The organism is Pseudomonas sp. Pseusp3, from assembly GCF_047304225.1.
GTDB lineage: Bacteria > Pseudomonadota > Gammaproteobacteria > Pseudomonadales > Pseudomonadaceae > Aquipseudomonas > Aquipseudomonas fluorescens_CD.
On sequence record NZ_JBGLYV010000072.1, the window covers coordinates 12,773 to 29,574 of the forward strand.

General features: G+C 58.8%; 17 protein-coding genes and 3 pseudogenes. 10 read left to right on the forward strand and 10 right to left on the reverse strand.

Features of this window, described 5'->3' with window-relative positions; genetic code table 11:
* The 3 genes from ACCD00_RS21740 to pnuC form a co-directional block, all read right to left on the reverse strand.
* Positions 1 to 447 (reverse strand): hypothetical protein, encoded by a 447-nt coding sequence (locus tag ACCD00_RS21740; protein ID WP_413427476.1) that lies wholly within the window; start codon positions 445 to 447, stop codon positions 1 to 3.
* 485 nt (positions 448 to 932) lie between these two features.
* Entirely contained in the window at positions 933 to 1,457 is a 525-nt protein-coding gene (locus ACCD00_RS21745; protein WP_413427489.1) for an AAA family ATPase, read from the reverse strand.
* The gene (gene pnuC, locus ACCD00_RS21750) at positions 1,454 to 2,017 is read right to left on the reverse strand and encodes a nicotinamide riboside transporter PnuC (protein ID WP_413427477.1); all 564 of its coding nucleotides are present in this window, start codon (positions 2,015 to 2,017) and stop codon (positions 1,454 to 1,456) included. The genes ACCD00_RS21745 and pnuC overlap by 4 nt, the downstream gene beginning before the upstream one ends.
* 403 nt (positions 2,018 to 2,420) lie before the next feature.
* On the opposite strand from pnuC, the gene ACCD00_RS21755 reads away from it, so the two are divergent.
* Positions 2,421 to 3,251, forward strand: coding sequence for an undecaprenyl-diphosphate phosphatase (locus tag ACCD00_RS21755; protein ID WP_413427478.1), 831 nt, complete (start codon positions 2,421 to 2,423; stop codon positions 3,249 to 3,251).
* Positions 3,248 to 3,679 (forward strand): DUF1294 domain-containing protein, encoded by a 432-nt coding sequence (locus tag ACCD00_RS21760; RefSeq protein WP_413427479.1) that lies wholly within the window; start codon positions 3,248 to 3,250, stop codon positions 3,677 to 3,679. Before ACCD00_RS21755 ends, ACCD00_RS21760 begins: the two co-directional genes overlap by 4 nt.
* 8 nt (positions 3,680 to 3,687) lie before the next feature.
* On the opposite strand, the gene ACCD00_RS21765 is transcribed toward ACCD00_RS21760, so the two are convergent.
* Positions 3,688 to 4,047 (reverse strand): MmcQ/YjbR family DNA-binding protein, encoded by a 360-nt coding sequence (locus tag ACCD00_RS21765; protein ID WP_413427480.1) that lies wholly within the window; start codon positions 4,045 to 4,047, stop codon positions 3,688 to 3,690.
* Entirely contained in the window at positions 4,044 to 4,952 is a 909-nt protein-coding gene (locus ACCD00_RS21770) for a LysR substrate-binding domain-containing protein (protein WP_085717517.1), read from the reverse strand. The genes ACCD00_RS21765 and ACCD00_RS21770 overlap by 4 nt, the downstream gene beginning before the upstream one ends.
* Positions 4,953 to 5,083: 131 nt before the next feature.
* Between ACCD00_RS21770 and ACCD00_RS21775 the strand changes: the two genes are divergently transcribed.
* Positions 5,084 to 5,695, forward strand: coding sequence for an FMN-dependent NADH-azoreductase (locus tag ACCD00_RS21775; protein ID WP_413427481.1), 612 nt, complete (start codon positions 5,084 to 5,086; stop codon positions 5,693 to 5,695).
* A 168-nt stretch (positions 5,696 to 5,863) separates the two neighbouring features.
* Positions 5,864 to 6,901, forward strand: a complete 1,038-nt coding sequence (locus tag ACCD00_RS21780) for an alpha/beta hydrolase family protein (protein WP_413427482.1) — start codon at positions 5,864 to 5,866, stop codon at positions 6,899 to 6,901.
* 517 nt (positions 6,902 to 7,418) lie between these two features.
* Here ACCD00_RS21780 and ACCD00_RS21785 read toward each other — a convergent pair.
* Together ACCD00_RS21785 and ACCD00_RS21790 are read right to left on the reverse strand one after the other, a co-directional pair.
* On the reverse strand, positions 7,419 to 8,615 hold the full coding sequence (locus ACCD00_RS21785; RefSeq protein ID WP_413427483.1) for an MFS transporter: 1,197 nt from the start codon (positions 8,613 to 8,615) through the stop codon (positions 7,419 to 7,421).
* Between the two features lie 219 nt (positions 8,616 to 8,834).
* Entirely contained in the window at positions 8,835 to 10,421 is a 1,587-nt protein-coding gene (locus tag ACCD00_RS21790) for an ABC-F family ATPase (protein WP_033044478.1), read from the reverse strand.
* 491 nt (positions 10,422 to 10,912) lie between these two features.
* Between ACCD00_RS21790 and lpxO the strand changes: the two genes are divergently transcribed.
* From lpxO to ACCD00_RS21810, 4 genes and pseudogenes are all read left to right on the forward strand, one after another.
* Positions 10,913 to 11,812, forward strand: a complete 900-nt coding sequence (gene lpxO / locus ACCD00_RS21795) for a lipid A hydroxylase LpxO (RefSeq protein WP_413427484.1) — start codon at positions 10,913 to 10,915, stop codon at positions 11,810 to 11,812.
* Positions 11,813 to 11,918: 106 nt separating this feature from the next.
* Complete coding sequence (locus ACCD00_RS21800) at positions 11,919 to 12,266, forward strand: hypothetical protein (protein ID WP_413427485.1); 348 nt, start codon at positions 11,919 to 11,921, stop codon at positions 12,264 to 12,266.
* A 66-nt stretch (positions 12,267 to 12,332) separates the two neighbouring features.
* Complete coding sequence (locus ACCD00_RS21805; RefSeq protein WP_413427486.1) at positions 12,333 to 13,484, forward strand: PQQ-dependent sugar dehydrogenase; 1,152 nt, start codon at positions 12,333 to 12,335, stop codon at positions 13,482 to 13,484.
* Between the two features lie 204 nt (positions 13,485 to 13,688).
* Positions 13,689 to 13,982: pseudogene (locus ACCD00_RS21810) on the forward strand (type VI secretion system tip protein VgrG); the annotation flags it as partial.
* Between the two features lie 37 nt (positions 13,983 to 14,019).
* Here ACCD00_RS21810 and ACCD00_RS21815 read toward each other — a convergent pair.
* Both ACCD00_RS21815 and ACCD00_RS21820 read right to left on the reverse strand, forming a co-directional pair.
* Positions 14,020 to 14,169 carry a hypothetical protein gene (locus ACCD00_RS21815; protein WP_413427490.1) on the reverse strand — a complete coding sequence of 50 codons (150 nt, stop codon included), beginning with the start codon at positions 14,167 to 14,169 and terminating at the stop codon, positions 14,020 to 14,022.
* Between the two features lie 97 nt (positions 14,170 to 14,266).
* Positions 14,267 to 14,482: pseudogene (locus ACCD00_RS21820) on the reverse strand (contractile injection system protein, VgrG/Pvc8 family); the annotation flags it as partial.
* On the opposite strand from ACCD00_RS21820, the pseudogene ACCD00_RS21825 reads away from it, so the two are divergent.
* Positions 14,479 to 15,171, forward strand: a pseudogene (locus ACCD00_RS21825) (CorA family divalent cation transporter); the annotation flags it as partial. The pseudogenes ACCD00_RS21820 and ACCD00_RS21825 overlap by 4 nt on opposite strands.
* A gap of 42 nt (positions 15,172 to 15,213) precedes the next feature.
* Here the strand turns inward: ACCD00_RS21825 and ACCD00_RS21830 are convergent.
* Entirely contained in the window at positions 15,214 to 15,549 is a 336-nt protein-coding gene (locus ACCD00_RS21830; protein ID WP_413427487.1) for a DUF2834 domain-containing protein, read from the reverse strand.
* 252 nt (positions 15,550 to 15,801) lie between these two features.
* Here ACCD00_RS21830 and ilvA point away from each other — a divergent pair.
* The coding region (gene ilvA, locus ACCD00_RS21835; RefSeq protein ID WP_413427488.1) for a threonine ammonia-lyase, biosynthetic at positions 15,802 to 16,802 on the forward strand (1,001 nt) is incomplete at its 3' end.

The window sequence follows — 16,802 nt, forward strand, 5'->3', positions numbered from 1 at the left end:
TCATTGGCCTCCCGCCATTCTGCCCAGTGAGCCGAGGCCGCTGCTCATGGCACGATTGATGGTTCCGGAAATAGCGCCGCCACTGCCACCCCCTTGGCCGACAGACATGCCAGGCAAACCGTTGGGGTTGGTGACGACGTTGAAACCTTGCATGCCACCCAGGCTTTGCCCGTTGCTGTTGCGAAGAGCCGTTCCGGTGGTGACCCCGGCAATGTCGGCGTCACTGAGTTCGCCGGTGACGCGGGCCGACGGGTTGGCATTGACGGTGTTCGGGGTCGGATCCCTGCCGCCACTGCGACCGATGGGCGTTGTGTGAATGGTACGATCGAGCACGATGACACCGTTGCCTTCGGCTTGTACGTTCAAACTGAGAACAGTACTGGCAACACTTCCGATCAGCAGTAGGCAGGTCAAGCCTCTTTTTTTGAGAATCCCCACAGTGGTCATTCCTTCTTTCCTGGCTGGCCCTTGTCAGCCATGGAAGAAAGAGAGCGAAACCTGTGCCGGTTTTTGAATATGGCGTTGATTCAACGGCTTACGGAGTTTGTCAAAAAACACTTTGTCGGGGATGTTTCATCGGTGAGACAGCGCCCGTCGCGGGCAGCCCGCAAATGCGGATGCACCGCTCTGATGACCCCCTGTAGGAGCGAGCTTGCTCGCGATGGTCGTTAACGATGCCGCGTGTTAACTGACTAAACGCAGCGTCCTTGAGACCATCGCGAGCCAGCTCGCTCCTACAGAGTCCCTGACTGAATAGCATTGCCCTCTGGAGCGAGGGTTCCAGTGATCCTGTATCAATCCCTTAACAAATCCGCCGGCCAAACGATGAAGGGCGTTCAAATGGGCTGTTTGAGACAGGGAGGGTGTTTCAGGACCGGACATTTTTTCCCAAAACAGGGTGGGGGGAGTGGGGAAATCCCCCCAAATGCCGGTCAGGCGTCGAGCAATCGGGTCACGGCGTCCAGTGCACGGCGTCGGCGTTCTGCCCAATCTCCGTGCAGTACTTGAACCGGTTGTGCGTGGTGCTCAAGCCAGGCGAGGGTCTGGTCGAAAAAAGCCTGGCGCTCACTCAATCGGGGCTGACAACGCTGACCGTCGTCAGTCCATTTGACGTGTTCCGGCGACAGCAGCAGGTGCAAGTCGTAATGCCGGGCCAGAAGCGCTTGTTCAATCCAGGCGGGGCAATCGCCAAACAGGGTTTGGCTCCAGAGGATATTGCTCAGCAGGTGCGTGTCGAGGATGAGCAAGGACGGTTGTTGCGCCCGCGCTTGGTCTTCCCATGCCAGCTGACCGCGGGCGATGGGCGTAATGTCCGCCAGCGTGGTGTCCCGTGGATTCTGCTCGATGAACCAGCGCACATACTCGTCAACCAGAATCCCGCCGAAACGCTGTTGCAACTCGGCCGCCAGCCAGCTTTTACCGCTGGATTCGGGGCCTGTGAGTACCAGGACCTTCATGCGCGCAAAGCCGGATCGGCGCGCCATTCGCGCCAGCCCTGCACGGCGATAACGGTGAACAACCCGTACAGCGTGGCGGTCAGGTACAGGCCTTTATAGATGAACAACCCGACGAAAATCACATCCAGGGCGATCCACAGCGGCCAGCACTGGACACGTTTTTGCGCCATCCAGACCTGCGCCACCAGGCTGAATCCGGTCAGCGCCGCATCGAGCCAGGGTTGCGCTGCGTCGGTCCAATGGACCATGGCCGCTCCCAGCAACAGGCTGCCGAGTGCGCCAATGGCGAGGCTCACCGCCACGGACCGGCCATCGAGCCGACTGACTTCGCGGCCATGTGTCGTTTCACCAACCCGTGTCCACTGCCACCAGCCGTAAAGCTGCAAGGCGGCATAGACGACTTGCAGCAGCATGTCCGAATACAGCTTCACCTCGAAAAAGACCCAGCTATATAACAGCACCATGACCAGGCCGATGGGCCAGCACCAGGGGTTCTGTTTGACCGTCAGCCAGACGGCAATCACACCGAGGGCGGCGGCAAACAGTTCAAGCCCGGACATGGAGGTTCCTTGGGGAAATCGAAGAGGGGGCCGATTGTAACCGGATTGGCGTGCGCAATCTCGTGGCGAAGGGCATACGCCACTGGAACGTGAAACGGTCCTGAAATATGCCGTGGCCTGCCGGTTTCATCGGCTCCGATCGCCGCGGATTCTTGTTCCTGTCATAAACCATTGCCAGCATCCAGCCACGCCATGTCGCATGAGCCTGTACGAGCGCCGCCCGGACTTGTCTGCTAGGATTCCGGCCCCGCACGGGTAAACCTGATTCAGGGTGTTTTTTCACAGGATTTTTACAGTGCTGTGGTGATCCTTGATGCGTGGGGCTTCAGTACGCTGATCGCAATGAAAGCTTTTGAAAAATACTAACGGGGCATGCCGGCGCGCATAGCCTTTTGGGGGATTGATGGATCTTTGGACCGCCTTTCAGGCATTGATTCTTGGGGTTGTAGAAGGGCTGACCGAATTCCTGCCCATTTCCAGTACCGGCCACCAGATCATCGTCGCCGACTTGCTCGGCTTCGGGGGCGAACGGGCGATGGCGTTCAACATCATTATTCAGCTGGGTGCCATCCTGGCGGTGGTGTGGGAGTTTCGACGCAAGATCCTTGACGTGGTTATCGGCCTGCCGACCCAGCCGAGTGCGCGGCGGTTTACCGCGAACCTGTTGATCGCGTTCTTGCCGGCGGTAGTGTTGGGCGTCATCTTCGCCGACCTTATCCACAAATACCTGTTCAATCCCATCACCGTGGCAACGGCGCTGGTCGTGGGCGGGGTCATCATGTTGTGGGCCGAGCGCCGTCAACATGAAGTACATGCCGAATCGGTGGATGACATCACCTGGAAAGATGCCCTGAAAGTCGGCTTCGCCCAATGCCTGGCGATGATCCCGGGCACTTCGCGTTCGGGCTCGACGATCATCGGCGGGTTACTGTTTGGTCTGTCGCGCAAGACCGCTACCGAGTTTTCGTTCTTCCTGGCGATGCCAACCATGGTCGGCGCAGCGGTGTATTCGGGCTATAAGTACCGTCACCTGTTTGTCCCGGCGGATTTCCCGGTATTCGCAGTCGGCTTCGTCACGGCCTTCGTCTTCGCGATGATTGCGGTTCGCGGGTTGCTCAAGTTCATCGCCAACCACAGCTACGCGGCGTTTGCCTGGTATCGCATCGTGTTTGGTCTGTTTATTCTGGCGACCTGGCAATTCGGCTGGGTTGACTGGAGCGCGGCCAAGCCGTGAGTGACTCACGCTCGCGCAATAACCCCGGACGCCAGTCCGGGGGACAGATCCGTCATTCACGGTTGAAATGGCTGGTGTTTGCGATCCTGTGTGCGTTGCCGCTGTCGGGATCGCTGTCGTCATGGCTGCATGGAGAGTCGCTGATTCCCCTGGCGGCCTACGGCATCGTCAGCGTCGTGACGTTTTTCCTGTACTGGAGCGACAAGCGCAAGGCCCGCGCCGATCAATGGCGCACGCCGGAAAATGTCCTGCATGCGCTGGAGTTTGCCGCAGGCTGGCCCGGCGCATTGCTGGCCCAGCAGGTGTTTCGGCACAAAACGCGCAAAGTCTCGTTCCAGTTGGTGTTCTGGATCATCGTGCTACTGCACCAGGTGTTCTGGATCGATCACCTGTTCCTTGGCGCACACGTGTTCGCCTTGCTCCAATAACGAAGGCCCTACAGCAGGAGTCCGACTTGAGTGCGCTTTGGCAGTCTGCTCACCACCAATTGGTGGGAACGCTGCAGCAATTCCTGTAGTTCTTCGTTACCGAGCGGGTAGGGCGTTTCCATGATGATCCACTGGGCACGCGCCAGATAAGGCGCCGGGTGAATCCCCGGGCGGTCGCAATGACCAAGAAACACATCCTTGTCGACCTTGAAGGCCAGGGAGTCACCCCGCAGGCCCTGCAAGGCGAACATCTTGTTCCCGGCAATCGAAAACACCCGTACACCACCCCATTTGTAGTCTTCCCGCGTTCCAGGCAGGGCGAGGCAAAATTGCGCGACATCCTCTTCGCTCATCCGTCCAGCCTTCATAACAATCGTTCCCCACAGGCATTGAAAGATTCAACCAGATGATCAATCCAGGCGCGTACCGCCGGCATCACCCCGCGTCGATGAGGATAGACCGCTTGCAGCCAGCCACCGGGCAACGACCAGTCGGGCAACAACTGCACCAGTGAGCCGTTTTCCAGTTCCTGCTCGCAATACATCATGGGCAGCATGGTAAAGCCCTGGCCGGAGAGGGTGCTGGCCTTGCGCACGATAAAGTCATCGATGCCCAGCCGGGCCTCGAGCGCGAGTTCACAACTTTTGCCTTTTTGATCCAGCATGCGGATGTGCACCATGCGGTCGGCTTCCAGTGCGCCGAGCACCGGCAGGCTTTTCAGATCCTCGGGATGGTTGATCTCACGTCCGACGAGAAAACCGGGACTGGCGACCATCAGCATCTGCGCCTGACGCAGCCGGCGGGTGACCAGCAGCGGGTCTTCGTCGCCCGGTTCCCGCACACGCAGGGCAACGTCAATGCCTTCGTTCACCAGGTCAACCCGCCGGTTGAGCAGCATGACCTCCAGCTGGACTTGTGGAAACCGTTCCAGAAAGTCGCTGATCACCCCCGGCAATATTTCGTGGGCCAGCCCGACCGGGCAGGACACCCGTAAACGCCCGCGGGGCTCGCTGGACATGCTGGCCACGGCCTCGTCGGCCATTTCCGCCTCCAGCAGCATTGCCTGGCAGTGCCTGAGGTAGCGTTCACCCACGGCGGTCAGCTTCAGCTGTCGAGTGGTGCGTTGCAGCAAGCGCGCGCCAAGGCGTTCTTCCAGTTCGGCGATGCGCCGTGACAGTCGTGACTTGGGGATGCCCAGCAATCGACCGGCTGCCGCGAACCCCCCGGCTTCCACGACTTTGGCGAAGTAATACAGGTCGTTGAGGTCTTGCATGATGTGAGCCTGATTGTTCTATCTGTGAGACGAACTATCGCATTATTGCCGTCTAATCAGCTATTGGTTTCGTCTGTAGGATTAGTCCCATCAGATCGCCCTTGTGGGCGATCCTCACTTGGAGATCCCACATGAAACTGCTGCATATCGATTCGAGCATTCTTGGCGACAACTCGGCTTCCCGTCAGTTGAGCGGCGAAGTCGTTAAAGCCTGGCAAACCGCCGAGCCAACCGCCGTGGTGACTTACCGCGACCTGGCCGCCGACGCGATCAGCCACTTCTCGGCCAACACTCTGGTCGCCGCCGGCACCACCGCTGAACTGCGTAATGCCGCACAACAGCACGAAGCCGAACTGAGCGCCTCGACCCTGGCCGAATTCCTCGCCGCCGATGCCGTGGTGATTGCCGCACCGATGTACAACTTCACCATCCCGACTCAACTGAAGGCCTGGATCGACCGCATCGCCGTTGCCGGTCAGACCTTCCGTTACACCGAAGCCGGCCCTGAAGGCCTGTGCGGTGGCAAGAAAGTCGTGATCGTCTCGACTTCCGGCGGCATTCACGCCGGTCAGGCGACCGGTGTTGCCCACGAAGAATATTTGAAGTTGCTGTTCGGTTTCATCGGTATCACTGACATCGAAATCGTCCGCGCCGAAGGCCTGGCCTACGGTGACGACGTTCGCAACAAAGCCATGAGCGCTGCTCACACGCAAATCAGCGAGCAGCTGTTCGCCGCTGCGTAAGGCTTGCGTAAAGAACGCAACCGTTCAGGTAACACCCAAAAAAACTCTGTATTCTGGTTACGCAAGTACCAGTTACGGAGTTTTTTGTTTCTGGTCGTTTCAGATTGTGGCTCGACTTATGCAGTCAAGGGTTCACGTCTCAAGTCCGGTAACAAGGTGGGGCATCCCATGATGCGACTTTGTGCAACTTTACTGATTTGCCTGCTCAGCAGCCTGAATACAGTGCACGCAGCACCTGCACCGCATCCTCACTGGAGCGTCGGCTTCCATGAGATGACTTTTCTCGATCCGTTGGACCTGCAGCCGATGCGCGCCATCGCCTTCTATCCTTCCAGTGACTGGGAGCACACCAGCAAGCTAGAGGGTTACACCGTCGAAGCCGGGGAAGACAGCAAAGTCGCCATTGGCCGGTTCCCGATGCTGATGCTGTCCCACGGTAATACCGGCACCCCGCTGGCTCTGCACGATCTCGCCACATCACTGGCGCGTAAAGGCTTTGTCGTGGTGGCGGTGATCCATCCCGGTGACAACTCCAGGGACCACAGCCGCCTCGGTACTTTGAGTAACCTGTATGGCCGGCCGATCCAGATTTCCGAAGCCATAACCGCTACCCTGGGCGACCGTATGCTGTCGCCGTTCGTCAATGCCGATCAGGTGGGCGTCATTGGCTATTCGGCCGGTGGCGAGACCGCATTGATCCTGTCCGGCGCGACCCCGGACCTCGATCGCCTGCGCCGTTACTGCCAGGAACGTCCCGATGATCGCGACGCCTGTAACACCCGGGGTGAATTGATTGTCGACCGCGACGACCTGCAACCGGTGGCTGATCCTCGCGTCCACGCCTTGATGCTGATGGCGCCGCTGAGCCTGAAATTCGGCCGCCACACCCTGGCCGATGTGCATGTGCCGGTGCTGCTTTACAGCGGCGATGGCGACAAGCTGGTGGCTGTCGACAAGAACGCCGCAGCACTGGCGCGCAAACTGCCGACGGCGCCTGACTTCAAGCTACTGGCGGGAGCAGGGCACTTCGTCTTCATGGCTCCGTGCAATGACGAGCAGATCGTGATCATGCCGGCGCTGTGCACCGATGCCGATGGCGTCGATCGGCAAGACATTCACCGCAATCTGATCTCTGAAGCCGGAAGCTTCTTCTCACGGACTCTGGGCAGGGCGACCCGGGCCGGGATGCAGACCGCCGATCAGTAAACTTGTGATCGGCGATCGCAGGGTTCAATGACTTTTTGAAAAAACATTTTCCCATGTTGAGTTCGGAAAGATGGTTCGCGGACCGGTTTGATAAATGATGTCACTGATTTTTTAAAACACTGGAAAGTGCCCGCACATAGCAGGCACTCACTATGGATATGGTTTCTGACTTTCCGGGCGTTGGGCACTACTCCTCAGTTGCTCAACACTGAACGGGCAGCACTCATCGCCGATCTCGCCGAGATCATAGCAGACACCGTTATGGCAGATCTGCTGAGCGGAGTCTTGTGCATTTGCATTGGAGTAAAGTGAAATCAGCAAGGGCGGAACGAGCAGGGTCAGCGGTAATAGACGCATATCAATTTCCTGTATTTATAATCTAGGTGAGTTCAGCGCATGTGATTCTGCCTCCATCAATAATTAAAACAACGATAGCACTTTGAATTGATATGTTCGGGGTGTTTCATGTTTGTTTTAAATTGAAATGCATTAGTTGTTGTTTCTTTTTGGGCTGTTTCTAGTGCGATGCGCTCGCCGATTTACGTGCCAGCAATAAAGTCAGTCCCAAACCCGTCACCGACAACAACGCCGCACTGAAGAAAATCCACGCATAACCCAGGTTCAGCGCCACTGCGCCCATCAACGGGCCGGCGATGGCCAGCGCCAGGTCGAAAAACACCGCATAAGCACTCAAGCCCGCGCCCCGACTGGAGTCAGGTACCTGCTTGATGGCCTCGACACCCAGTGCCGGGTACACCAGGGACAGGCCGAATCCGGTCAGGCCGGCGCCAATGAGCGCATACCCGGTCGAAGGAGCCAGCCACAGCAGCACCAGGCCAACCGTCTCGATACACATGCAGGCAATGGCGGACGTGAACCCGCCGAAACGGCTGATGGCGGAAATGAACAGCAGCCGCGACAGAATGAAACACACCCCGAACACGGTCAGGCAGTAAGCTGCGCCGGTCCAGCCGCGATTGACGTAATACAAGGTGATAAAGGTCGTCAGGGTGCCGTAGCCAATGGACGCCAGGCTCAGGCTCGCGCCAAACGGCGCAATGCGCCCGAACACCGCCCAGAACGGCAGACGCTCACCGCGCACCACGGGCACCGAGGGCTTGTTGCGAATCAGCAGCAGTGCGGCCAAGGCCAGCAGCGACAGGGCGATGCCGAGGCTGGTGAAACCGAGTTGTTGCACCATTACCACGCCCAGCGGTGCACCGATGGCAATCGCACCATAGGACGCAATGCCGTTCCAGGAGATCGACCGCGCGGTATGCTCAGCGCCCACCTGGCCCATGCACCAACTGATGGTGCCGACACCGATCAACCCTTGGGCGATCCCCAGCAACAGGCGCCCGGCGATCAAGATCAGCAGACTGAGCAAGGGAAAGCCTTGCAACAGAGTCGACAGCAAGGTCAACACGCCACTGAGCACGATGCCGGACAAGCCATAGATGATTGCGCGCTTGGTGCCGACGCTGTCGGACATCCGCCCGGCCATGGGCCGGCTGAGCAGGGTAGCGAGGTATTGTGAGCCGATGGTCAGCCCGGCCACGATGGCGCTGAATCCGAGTTGTTCGTGGACATAACCCGGCAATACCGCAATCGGCAAACCGATGCAGAGGAAGGCAATGAAGGTATAGAAAACGATGGAGACGATCTGCAGGGTGATCGCCATGGAGCTTTGCGGAGCAGCTTGCTGCACAGACATGAGGGCTCGTTCGCGGGCGGCGGTGGGAGAGCTGCATGATGGCGCGGCGTTGCGATAAAAGAAAGCAGGCTAACTAATTTTTGCAGTTAACCTGACTGTAGGAGCGAGCTTGCTCGCGATGGACGACAACGATAACGCGTGCAACCTGAATGCACGCGTTATCCAGACGTTTTTCGCGAGCAAGCTCGCTCCTACAAGTGCAAGTGCAGCGAGGTGTTTTTAGAACACCACACCCTGGCTGCGCAGGTAGTCGTCGTAGGTGCCGCTGAAGTCGGTCACGCCATTAGGGCTCAACTCGATGATGCGGGTGGCCAGGGACGATACGAACTCACGGTCGTGGCTGACGAAGATCAGCGTGCCCGGATAGTTTTCCAGCGCCAGGTTCAGCGCCTCGATCGATTCCATGTCCAGGTGGTTGGTCGGTTCGTCCATTACCAGTACGTTCGGCTTTTGCAGGATCAGCTTGCCGAACAGCATGCGGCCTTGCTCACCACCGGAGATGACCTTGACCGACTTGAGGATCTCGTCGTTGGAGAACAGCATGCGACCCAGTGTGCCGCGAATGATCTGCTCGCCCTGAGTCCACTGGCCCATCCAGTCGAACAGGCTGACGTCGTCTTCGAAGTCATGGGCGTGGTCCTGAGCGTAGTAGCCCAGCTCCGCGCTTTCGGTCCACTTCACGGAGCCGGCGTCCGGGGTCAGCTCGCCCATCAGGGTGCGCAGCAGGGTGGTCTTGCCGATACCGTTCGGGCCGATGATCGCCACGCGCTCGCCGGCCTCGACGGTGAAGCTGAAGTTCTTGAACAGGGTCTTGCCGTCGAAGCCCTTGGACATCTGCTCGATGGTCACGGCCTGGCGGTGCAGTTTCTTGGTCTGTTCGAAGCGGATGAACGGGCTCACGCGGCTCGATGGCTTGACTTCGGCCAGCTGGATCTTGTCGATCTGCTTGGCGCGGGAGGTGGCCTGCTTGGCTTTCGAGGCGTTGGCCGAGAAGCGGCTGACGAACGTTTGCAGTTCGGCAATCTGGGCTTTCTTCTTGGCGTTGTCCGAAAGCAATTGCTCGCGGGACTGGGTCGCCGCGGTCATGTACTCGTCGTAGTTGCCCGGGAACAGGCGCAGCTCACCGTAGTCCAGGTCGGCCATGTGGGTGCAGACGCTGTTGAGGAAGTGACGGTCGTGGGAAATGATGATCATGGTGCTGTTACGCACCGTGAGAATCGATTCCAGCCAGCGAATGGTGTTGATGTCCAGGTGGTTGGTTGGTTCGTCGAGCAACAGCACTTCCGGATCGGAGAACAGTGCCTGAGCCAGCAACACCCGCAGTTTCCAGCCCGGAGCCACTTCGGACATCGGACCGAAATGCTGTTCCAGTGGAATACCCAGGCCCAGCAGCAGCTCACCGGCGCGGGATTCGGCGGTGTAGCCGTCCATTTCGGCGAATTCGGTTTCCAGCTCGGCCACGGCCATGCCGTCTTCTTCACTCATTTCCGGCAGCGAATAGATACGGTCGCGCTCGGCCTTGACCTTCCACAGCTCTTCGTGACCCATGATCACGGTGTCGATCACGGTGAATTCTTCGTAGGCGAACTGGTCCTGGCGCAATTTACCCAGGCGCACGTTCGGCTCCAGCATGACCTGGCCGCCGGACGGCTCGAGGTCACCGCCGAGAATCTTCATGAAGGTCGACTTGCCGCAACCGTTGGCGCCGATCAGGCCGTAACGGTTGCCACCGTTGAACTTGACCGAAACGTTTTCGAAGAGCGGCTTGGCGCCGAACTGCATCGTGATGTTAGCTGTAGAAATCAAAGGTTTTTCCTGCGAAGCATTCAGAGTAGCTAGGGTTGCGGCAGTACCGGTTCAGTACCCGTTTCCACTGTCCGGACCCCGGGACATTCATCCCGATCGGCAGTGGAAGATCCATCTGGCATTAAGTGGACAGCAGCATGTGGCGCGCCTGGCCCGAGTCAACGTGCGCTGAAAGGGGGAGGTTTCCCGCTCTCAACCTGGGGACGCGTAAAGTTTGGCGGCGATTGTACTGGTCTGGCTCTTTAAACGATAGGGCGTTGAGGCCTGTGCAACGCTTTGGCGGATTTTTGCGGCGACATTTTCGCCGTTGCAGGTTAACTATTGGTTACAAACTGTGGCTAAAATGCCATCTATCGGCCGGATGCCGACCATCGGTATGGTTCGATGGCATCACAGGGCCTCTGTTTCGTATTCAGCCGCTGCACAAGACCGGGAGACCGGGATGCCGGTAAAGGGTGCAGTTTTTTTACTTCTGATGTGTGACGATTTCCGTGAAACTGATCATTGCCGTTATCTACGTTGTCTCCATTGCGTATGTCCATCTGCGTGGTCAAGTGCGCCATAAGCTGGGTCGCCAGTTGAGTGATCACTCGACGTTTCTGGCGCCGATAAACTGCTTTCTTTATCTGTTCTCGAAAATCCCCAACAAGCCGTATCTCGACCCGGCCGACTTCCCCGACCTGCGTCCGTTGCAGGCACACTGGGAAGAAATTCGTGCCGAAGGCCAGAATTTGCTTCACGCCGGCGAGATCAAGCGTTCGAACCAATACGACGACGTCGGTTTCAACTCGTTTTTCAAGACCGGTTGGAAGCGCTTCTATCTCAAGTGGTATGGCGACAGCCACCCCTCGGCCATGAAGCTCTGCCCGCGCACCACCGAGCTGTTGCAGGGTATTGACTCGATCAAGGCGGCGATGTTCGCCGAATTGCCGCCGGGCTCCAGACTGGTGCGCCACCGCGATCCGTATGCCGGTTCGTACCGTTATCACCTGGGCCTGGATACACCCAACGCCGACGGTTGCTACATCAATGTCGATGGCCAGAACTACCACTGGCGCGATGGCGAAGTGGTGATGTTCGATGAGACCTACATTCATTACGCGGAAAACACCACGCCGCACAATCGCATCATTTTGTTCTGCGACGTCGAGAGGCCGATGAAGTATCGGTGGGCAGCGGCATTCAATCGCTGGTTCAGTCGCAATGTCATGTCGGCGGCTGGCGCGCCGAACGAGGCGGGCGACAGGACCGGAGGGCTCAACCGACTGTTCGGCAGGATCTACAAGGTTCGCCTGCGCGGCAAGCAACTGAAAAAGCGTAACCGCACGCTTTACTACCTCGAAAAATGGACGATCTTTGCCGGATTGCTGGCAGTCTTCATTCTGATCTGAGAGGTGTTCTGTTACATCTTCCCGGGGAGGTTTTTGTTAACAAATCCGAACCCCGGGCGTAGCGTGGTATCGAAGTCCTTATCCACGCGACGTAGAGAGGCACCCCATGAACCGATACGTGTTTGGCGCCATTGCGCTAGCCTTGAGTGCCATTCTGGGCCCCCAGGCACAGGCCGATGCCTCTGCTTCGTTGCAATTGGCCCAGAACCTGCCAGGCCGCACCAACAACAACCCTTACAACAGTCCGGTTCAGCGGGCCAATCCCAACAGCATGCAAGGCACTCAACCCAGTGCCCCGGCTATACGCGGACCGAATACCGTTCCGATCCAGCGCTCGCCGACGCTGGACAACGGCGGCATCGGTAATCGCTATCCCGAGCGGAGCGTTCCCGCCAACCCGCCGAAGTTCATTGCCAATCCACCCCCACGAGACATCGGTAACAACATCCCTTGAGTGGCAGGCAGGTCGTCTGCCCGCTGTTTTCAGCAGACCTCATGTTGATCAGAAAAGGAATCGTGCATGTTGCGCAAAAACCTGTTGGCACCCCTCTGTGCCGGCGCATTGATCACCGTCACGTGCACTGTGCTTGCCGCGCCCACCCAGACGATGAAAAGCGAAGAAGGCACCCTTGAGGCCACCCCGATCGTGACGGGGCTGGAGCACCCTTGGGCGCTGGCGTTCTTGCCGGATGGTAAAAGCATGCTGGTAACCGAACGCCCCGGCAACCTGCGGCTGGTCACTGCCGACGGCAAGCTGTCGGCACCGCTCAATGGCGTACCAACGGTCTGGGCCAAGGGGCAGGGCGGCTTGCTGGACGTGGCGTTGTCACCGGACTTCAAGCAGGACCGGATGGTCTACCTGTCCTATGCCGAAGGGGGTGGCGAAGGTAACAAGGCCGGTACTGCGGTGGGCCGCGGCCGGCTCTCCGAAGATATGACGGCGCTCAAGGATTTCCAGGTGATCCTGCGTCAGGAACCCAAACTCTCGGTCGGCAACCATTTTGGCTCGCGGCTGGTGTTCGATCGCGACGGCTATCTGTTCGTGACCCTGGGGGAAAACAATGACCGCCCGACCGCCCAGGACCTCGACAAGCTGCAAGGCAAAGTGGTGCGAATCTACCCGGACGGCACGGTACCCAAGGACAACCCCTTTGTCGGCCAGGCCAACGTGCGTCCGGAAATCTGGTCCTACGGACAGCGTAACCCGCAAGGCGCGGCACTCAATCCATGGAACGGCACGCTGTGGGAAAACGAACACGGCCCTCGGGGCGGCGATGAAATCAACATCATCGAGCGTGGCAGGAATTACGGCTGGCCGCTGGCGACCCATGGCATCAACTACTCCGGTCTACCGATTCCCGAAGCCAGGGGCGATACCGTCGAAGGCACAGTTTCCCCGAACCATGTCTGGGAAAAGTCCCCGGGCCTGAGTGGCATGGCGTTTTACGATGCCGACCGCTTCAAGGCCTGGCAGGGCAACGTGTTTATCGGCGCGTTGGCCAGCCAGGAACTGATTCGCCTGGAGTTCAATGGCGACAAGGTGGTGCACGAGGAACGCTTGCTCGGGGAGCTGAAAAAGCGCATTCGTGATGTGCGACAAGGGCCGGACGGGTATGTGTATGTGCTGACCGATGAAGAGGATGGTGCCTTGTATAAAGTCGGATTGAGGTGAAACTCACACGCCGCCTTCGCGAGCAAGCCCGCTCACACATAGATTCCTACAGGTCCTGAAGATCCGATAGTCCAACATCCCGGACGCGTCCTACACGCATTTCGGAAGCCTCCTATTTCAACGCCTGTCCGCTTCCAGAAAGCTGTCGAGCGCTTGAACGGGGATGGAAATGAAGCCTCCCCGAACGCCCAGGGAGGCCCATACTTGAACAGCATTCCGCCCGTCTTCTTCGACCACAGCCGCCACAAACTCTGGGTCGACGAGCTCGAGACCCACCTCGACGTCCTCGCCTTCCACGGCAAGGAGCACCTGAGCCAACCCTTCAGCTACCACATCGAATTCACCAGCACCGAGCAGGACCTCGCCCCGGAACAACTGCTTGGCAAGCAAGCCCGTTTCAGCCTGTACGCCGCCAAACAGCCACCGGTGATCAAAGGCCTGCCCATCCCTGTAATCACACCGCTGCGCACCCTGCACGGCGTGATCACCGCCTTGCAACGCCTCTCCGGCTCCCGCGACGAAGCGCGTTATGAAGTCACCCTGCAACCACGCCTGAGTAACTGTCCGGACGCTTCCAGATCAGGAACGGGTAGTAACCGGCTTGGGCGTTGGCCAGTTGGGTCAATTGCTGCAACGGGTTGCCACGGTCGCCGAAGGGGTGACTCCAGTTCTTCAGCGGCGGCATTGAGGGTGCCGGTCGCGGAGGTAGCGAGAGTATGCGCATGCCGAGTGACGGTGTCGGGGTCGCCCTGTTCGAAGGCGATGGCGACTTCGGTGCCGCAGATGCCGACCTCGGCCAGCAGCCGGCTGATGAACGCCAGATCGCTTTCGCCATACTGCATGACCTGTTCGCGCCGGGGGTATTCGCGGGTCAGGTCGAAGACGAAGTCCTGATACGCAAACTGGTGGCGGCTGCGCAGGACGTGCTCGACGATCTCCGGCACCGACTGGTGCTGGTAGATGCGGTATTGGCGGCCGCGCTCGAGCAGGGCCAGGCGCCGACAGCCTGGGGTTCCAGGTGTCCTCTTGTGGTCTGCTGTTTTCTCCGGGCCGGTTGCTGGTGATCGCCACCGATGACGCCCCGCTCAACGGGCTCGGCAAGCGTCAGGCCCTCAATACGCCACTGGATGTCTTGCTCGATCTGCTGTTCAACAACATTCATCATTACCTGGGGCACTTGAAGGTCATCAAGCTGATCGCCCGGGAATTGCAGCAGAAATTCAACGCCTCGATGCAGAACCAGCATCTGATCCAGATGTTCAACCTCAGCGAAAGCCTGATCTATTACATCAACGCGATTCACAGCAATGGCGCCGTCCTGACCCGACTGCGCAATCATGCGCAAAAACAGTGTTTCAGCACTGAGGCCATCGGCCTGATAGATGACCTGATCATCGAAAACAACCAGTGTTACAAGCAGGCGGAAATCTATTCAACGGTGTTCTCCGGACTCATCGACGCCCGGGGCAACCTGATGAACAACAGCATGAACAACCTGCTGCGCAAGCTGACGTTGATCAACGTGGTGTTTCTGCCATTGAATCTGCTGGCGAGCATTGGCGGCATGTCCGAGTTCAGCATGATGACGGCGGGAACGCCTTGGTGGGTTTCGTACCCGTTGCTGCTGTCGGCGATGATGATCGGGGCGGCGGCGATGGTGGTGGGGCTCAAGCGCTTGGCGAAATGATGGCGGTGCAAGTTGACCGCCATGGCCCCCACTGGGGCCGAGTCAGATCTGTCGAGTCGTGGCAACTAATGCCTTTCGATCCTGAAACCCGCGCACAACCAGATACAACAATGGCCCAATCGACACAAAAACAGCGGTGATCAATAGATAAGGCACCACTGAAAGCGCCGACTGCCCGCGCTTTCGTGCATCCCGGTACATCCAGATGCTCGCCAGTACCGCCAGCAAGTAAAGATCGATCACCACCTGTGCGGTATCCGGGCTGGACATCAGGCTGATGCCGAAATCGATCAGCGATTGCTCGGCCTGGAGCATCACCGAAACGGTATAGCCGGCAAAGGCGATCAGGGCGATAAGGGGCAGGGCGATAGCCTTCATGGTTTCCTTCCTTGGACAATGAATTTGATAGAGTCAGCAGCCTATAGCGCGCAGCGCAAACTTGCCATTGACTTGCCATCAATGCCCGGCTAATTTCGAGCCATGACTTCCTCCGTATTGCGCTGCCAGCCAAGCATTATTACCGCCATTCCTCATCTGGCGGGCTAGCTCACGACTGCAGCACCCAACCCGCCCCAGAGGCGGGTTTTTACTTTCTGTCTCCCGGGCCCCGATCAACGTCAGGAGACGACGATGAGTTTTACAACCGATCAGCAAGCCCTGCTTGAACGCTACGTCAAAAAAATCCTTGCCGCGCCTGTGTATGAGCTGGCGGTGCGCACGCCGTTGCAACCGGCGTCGGCCTTGTCTGAAGCCTTGGGCAACCAGGTCCTGCTCAAGCGCGAAGACTTGCAACCGACCTTTTCCTTCAAGATTCGCGGCGCCTACAACAAGCTGGTGCAACTGAGCGAAGCGCAAAAGGCTCGCGGCGTGGTCACGGCTTCAGCCGGCAATCATGCGCAGGGTGTGGCCTTGGCCGCGCGGGAACTGGGGATCAATGCAACCATCGTCATGCCCTGCACGACGCCGCAACTGAAGGTCATCGGGGTGCGCAGTCGCGGCGCTGATGCGGTATTGCACGGGGAAAGCTTTCCGTTTGCACTGGCCTATGCGCTGGACCTGGCCGGGGAAACCGGTCGCACCTTTGTTTCACCCTTCGACGATCCCGAGGTGATCGCGGGCCAAGGCACGGTGGCCATGGAAATCCTGCGCCAGCATCAAGGTCCGCTGGATGCGATCTTCGTGCCGGTGGGTGGCGGAGGGCTGATCGCGGGTATCGCCGCTTACGTCAAATACTTGCGGCCGGAAATTCGCATCATCGGCGTCGAGTCGGAACATTCAGCGTGCCTGCAAGCCGCGTTGCTGGCCGATGAGCGGGTTATCCTGCCCAGCGTCGGCACCTTCGCCGACGGGGTGGCGGTGGCGCAGATCGGCGCTTACGGCTTCGAGGTCTGCCGGTTTTGCGTCGATGACGTCGTGACAGTCAGCAATGATGAACTTTGCGCTGCGATCAAGAATATCTACGACGATACCCGCTCGATCACCGAACCTTCCGGCGCGCTGGCAGTAGCCGGAATCAAGAAGTACGTGGCACGGAGCGGGGCTCGTGGCCAGACCCTGGTCGCCATCGACTCAGGTGCCAACATCAATTTCGACAGCCTGGGGCATGTGGCAGAGCGCGCCGCGTTGAGCGG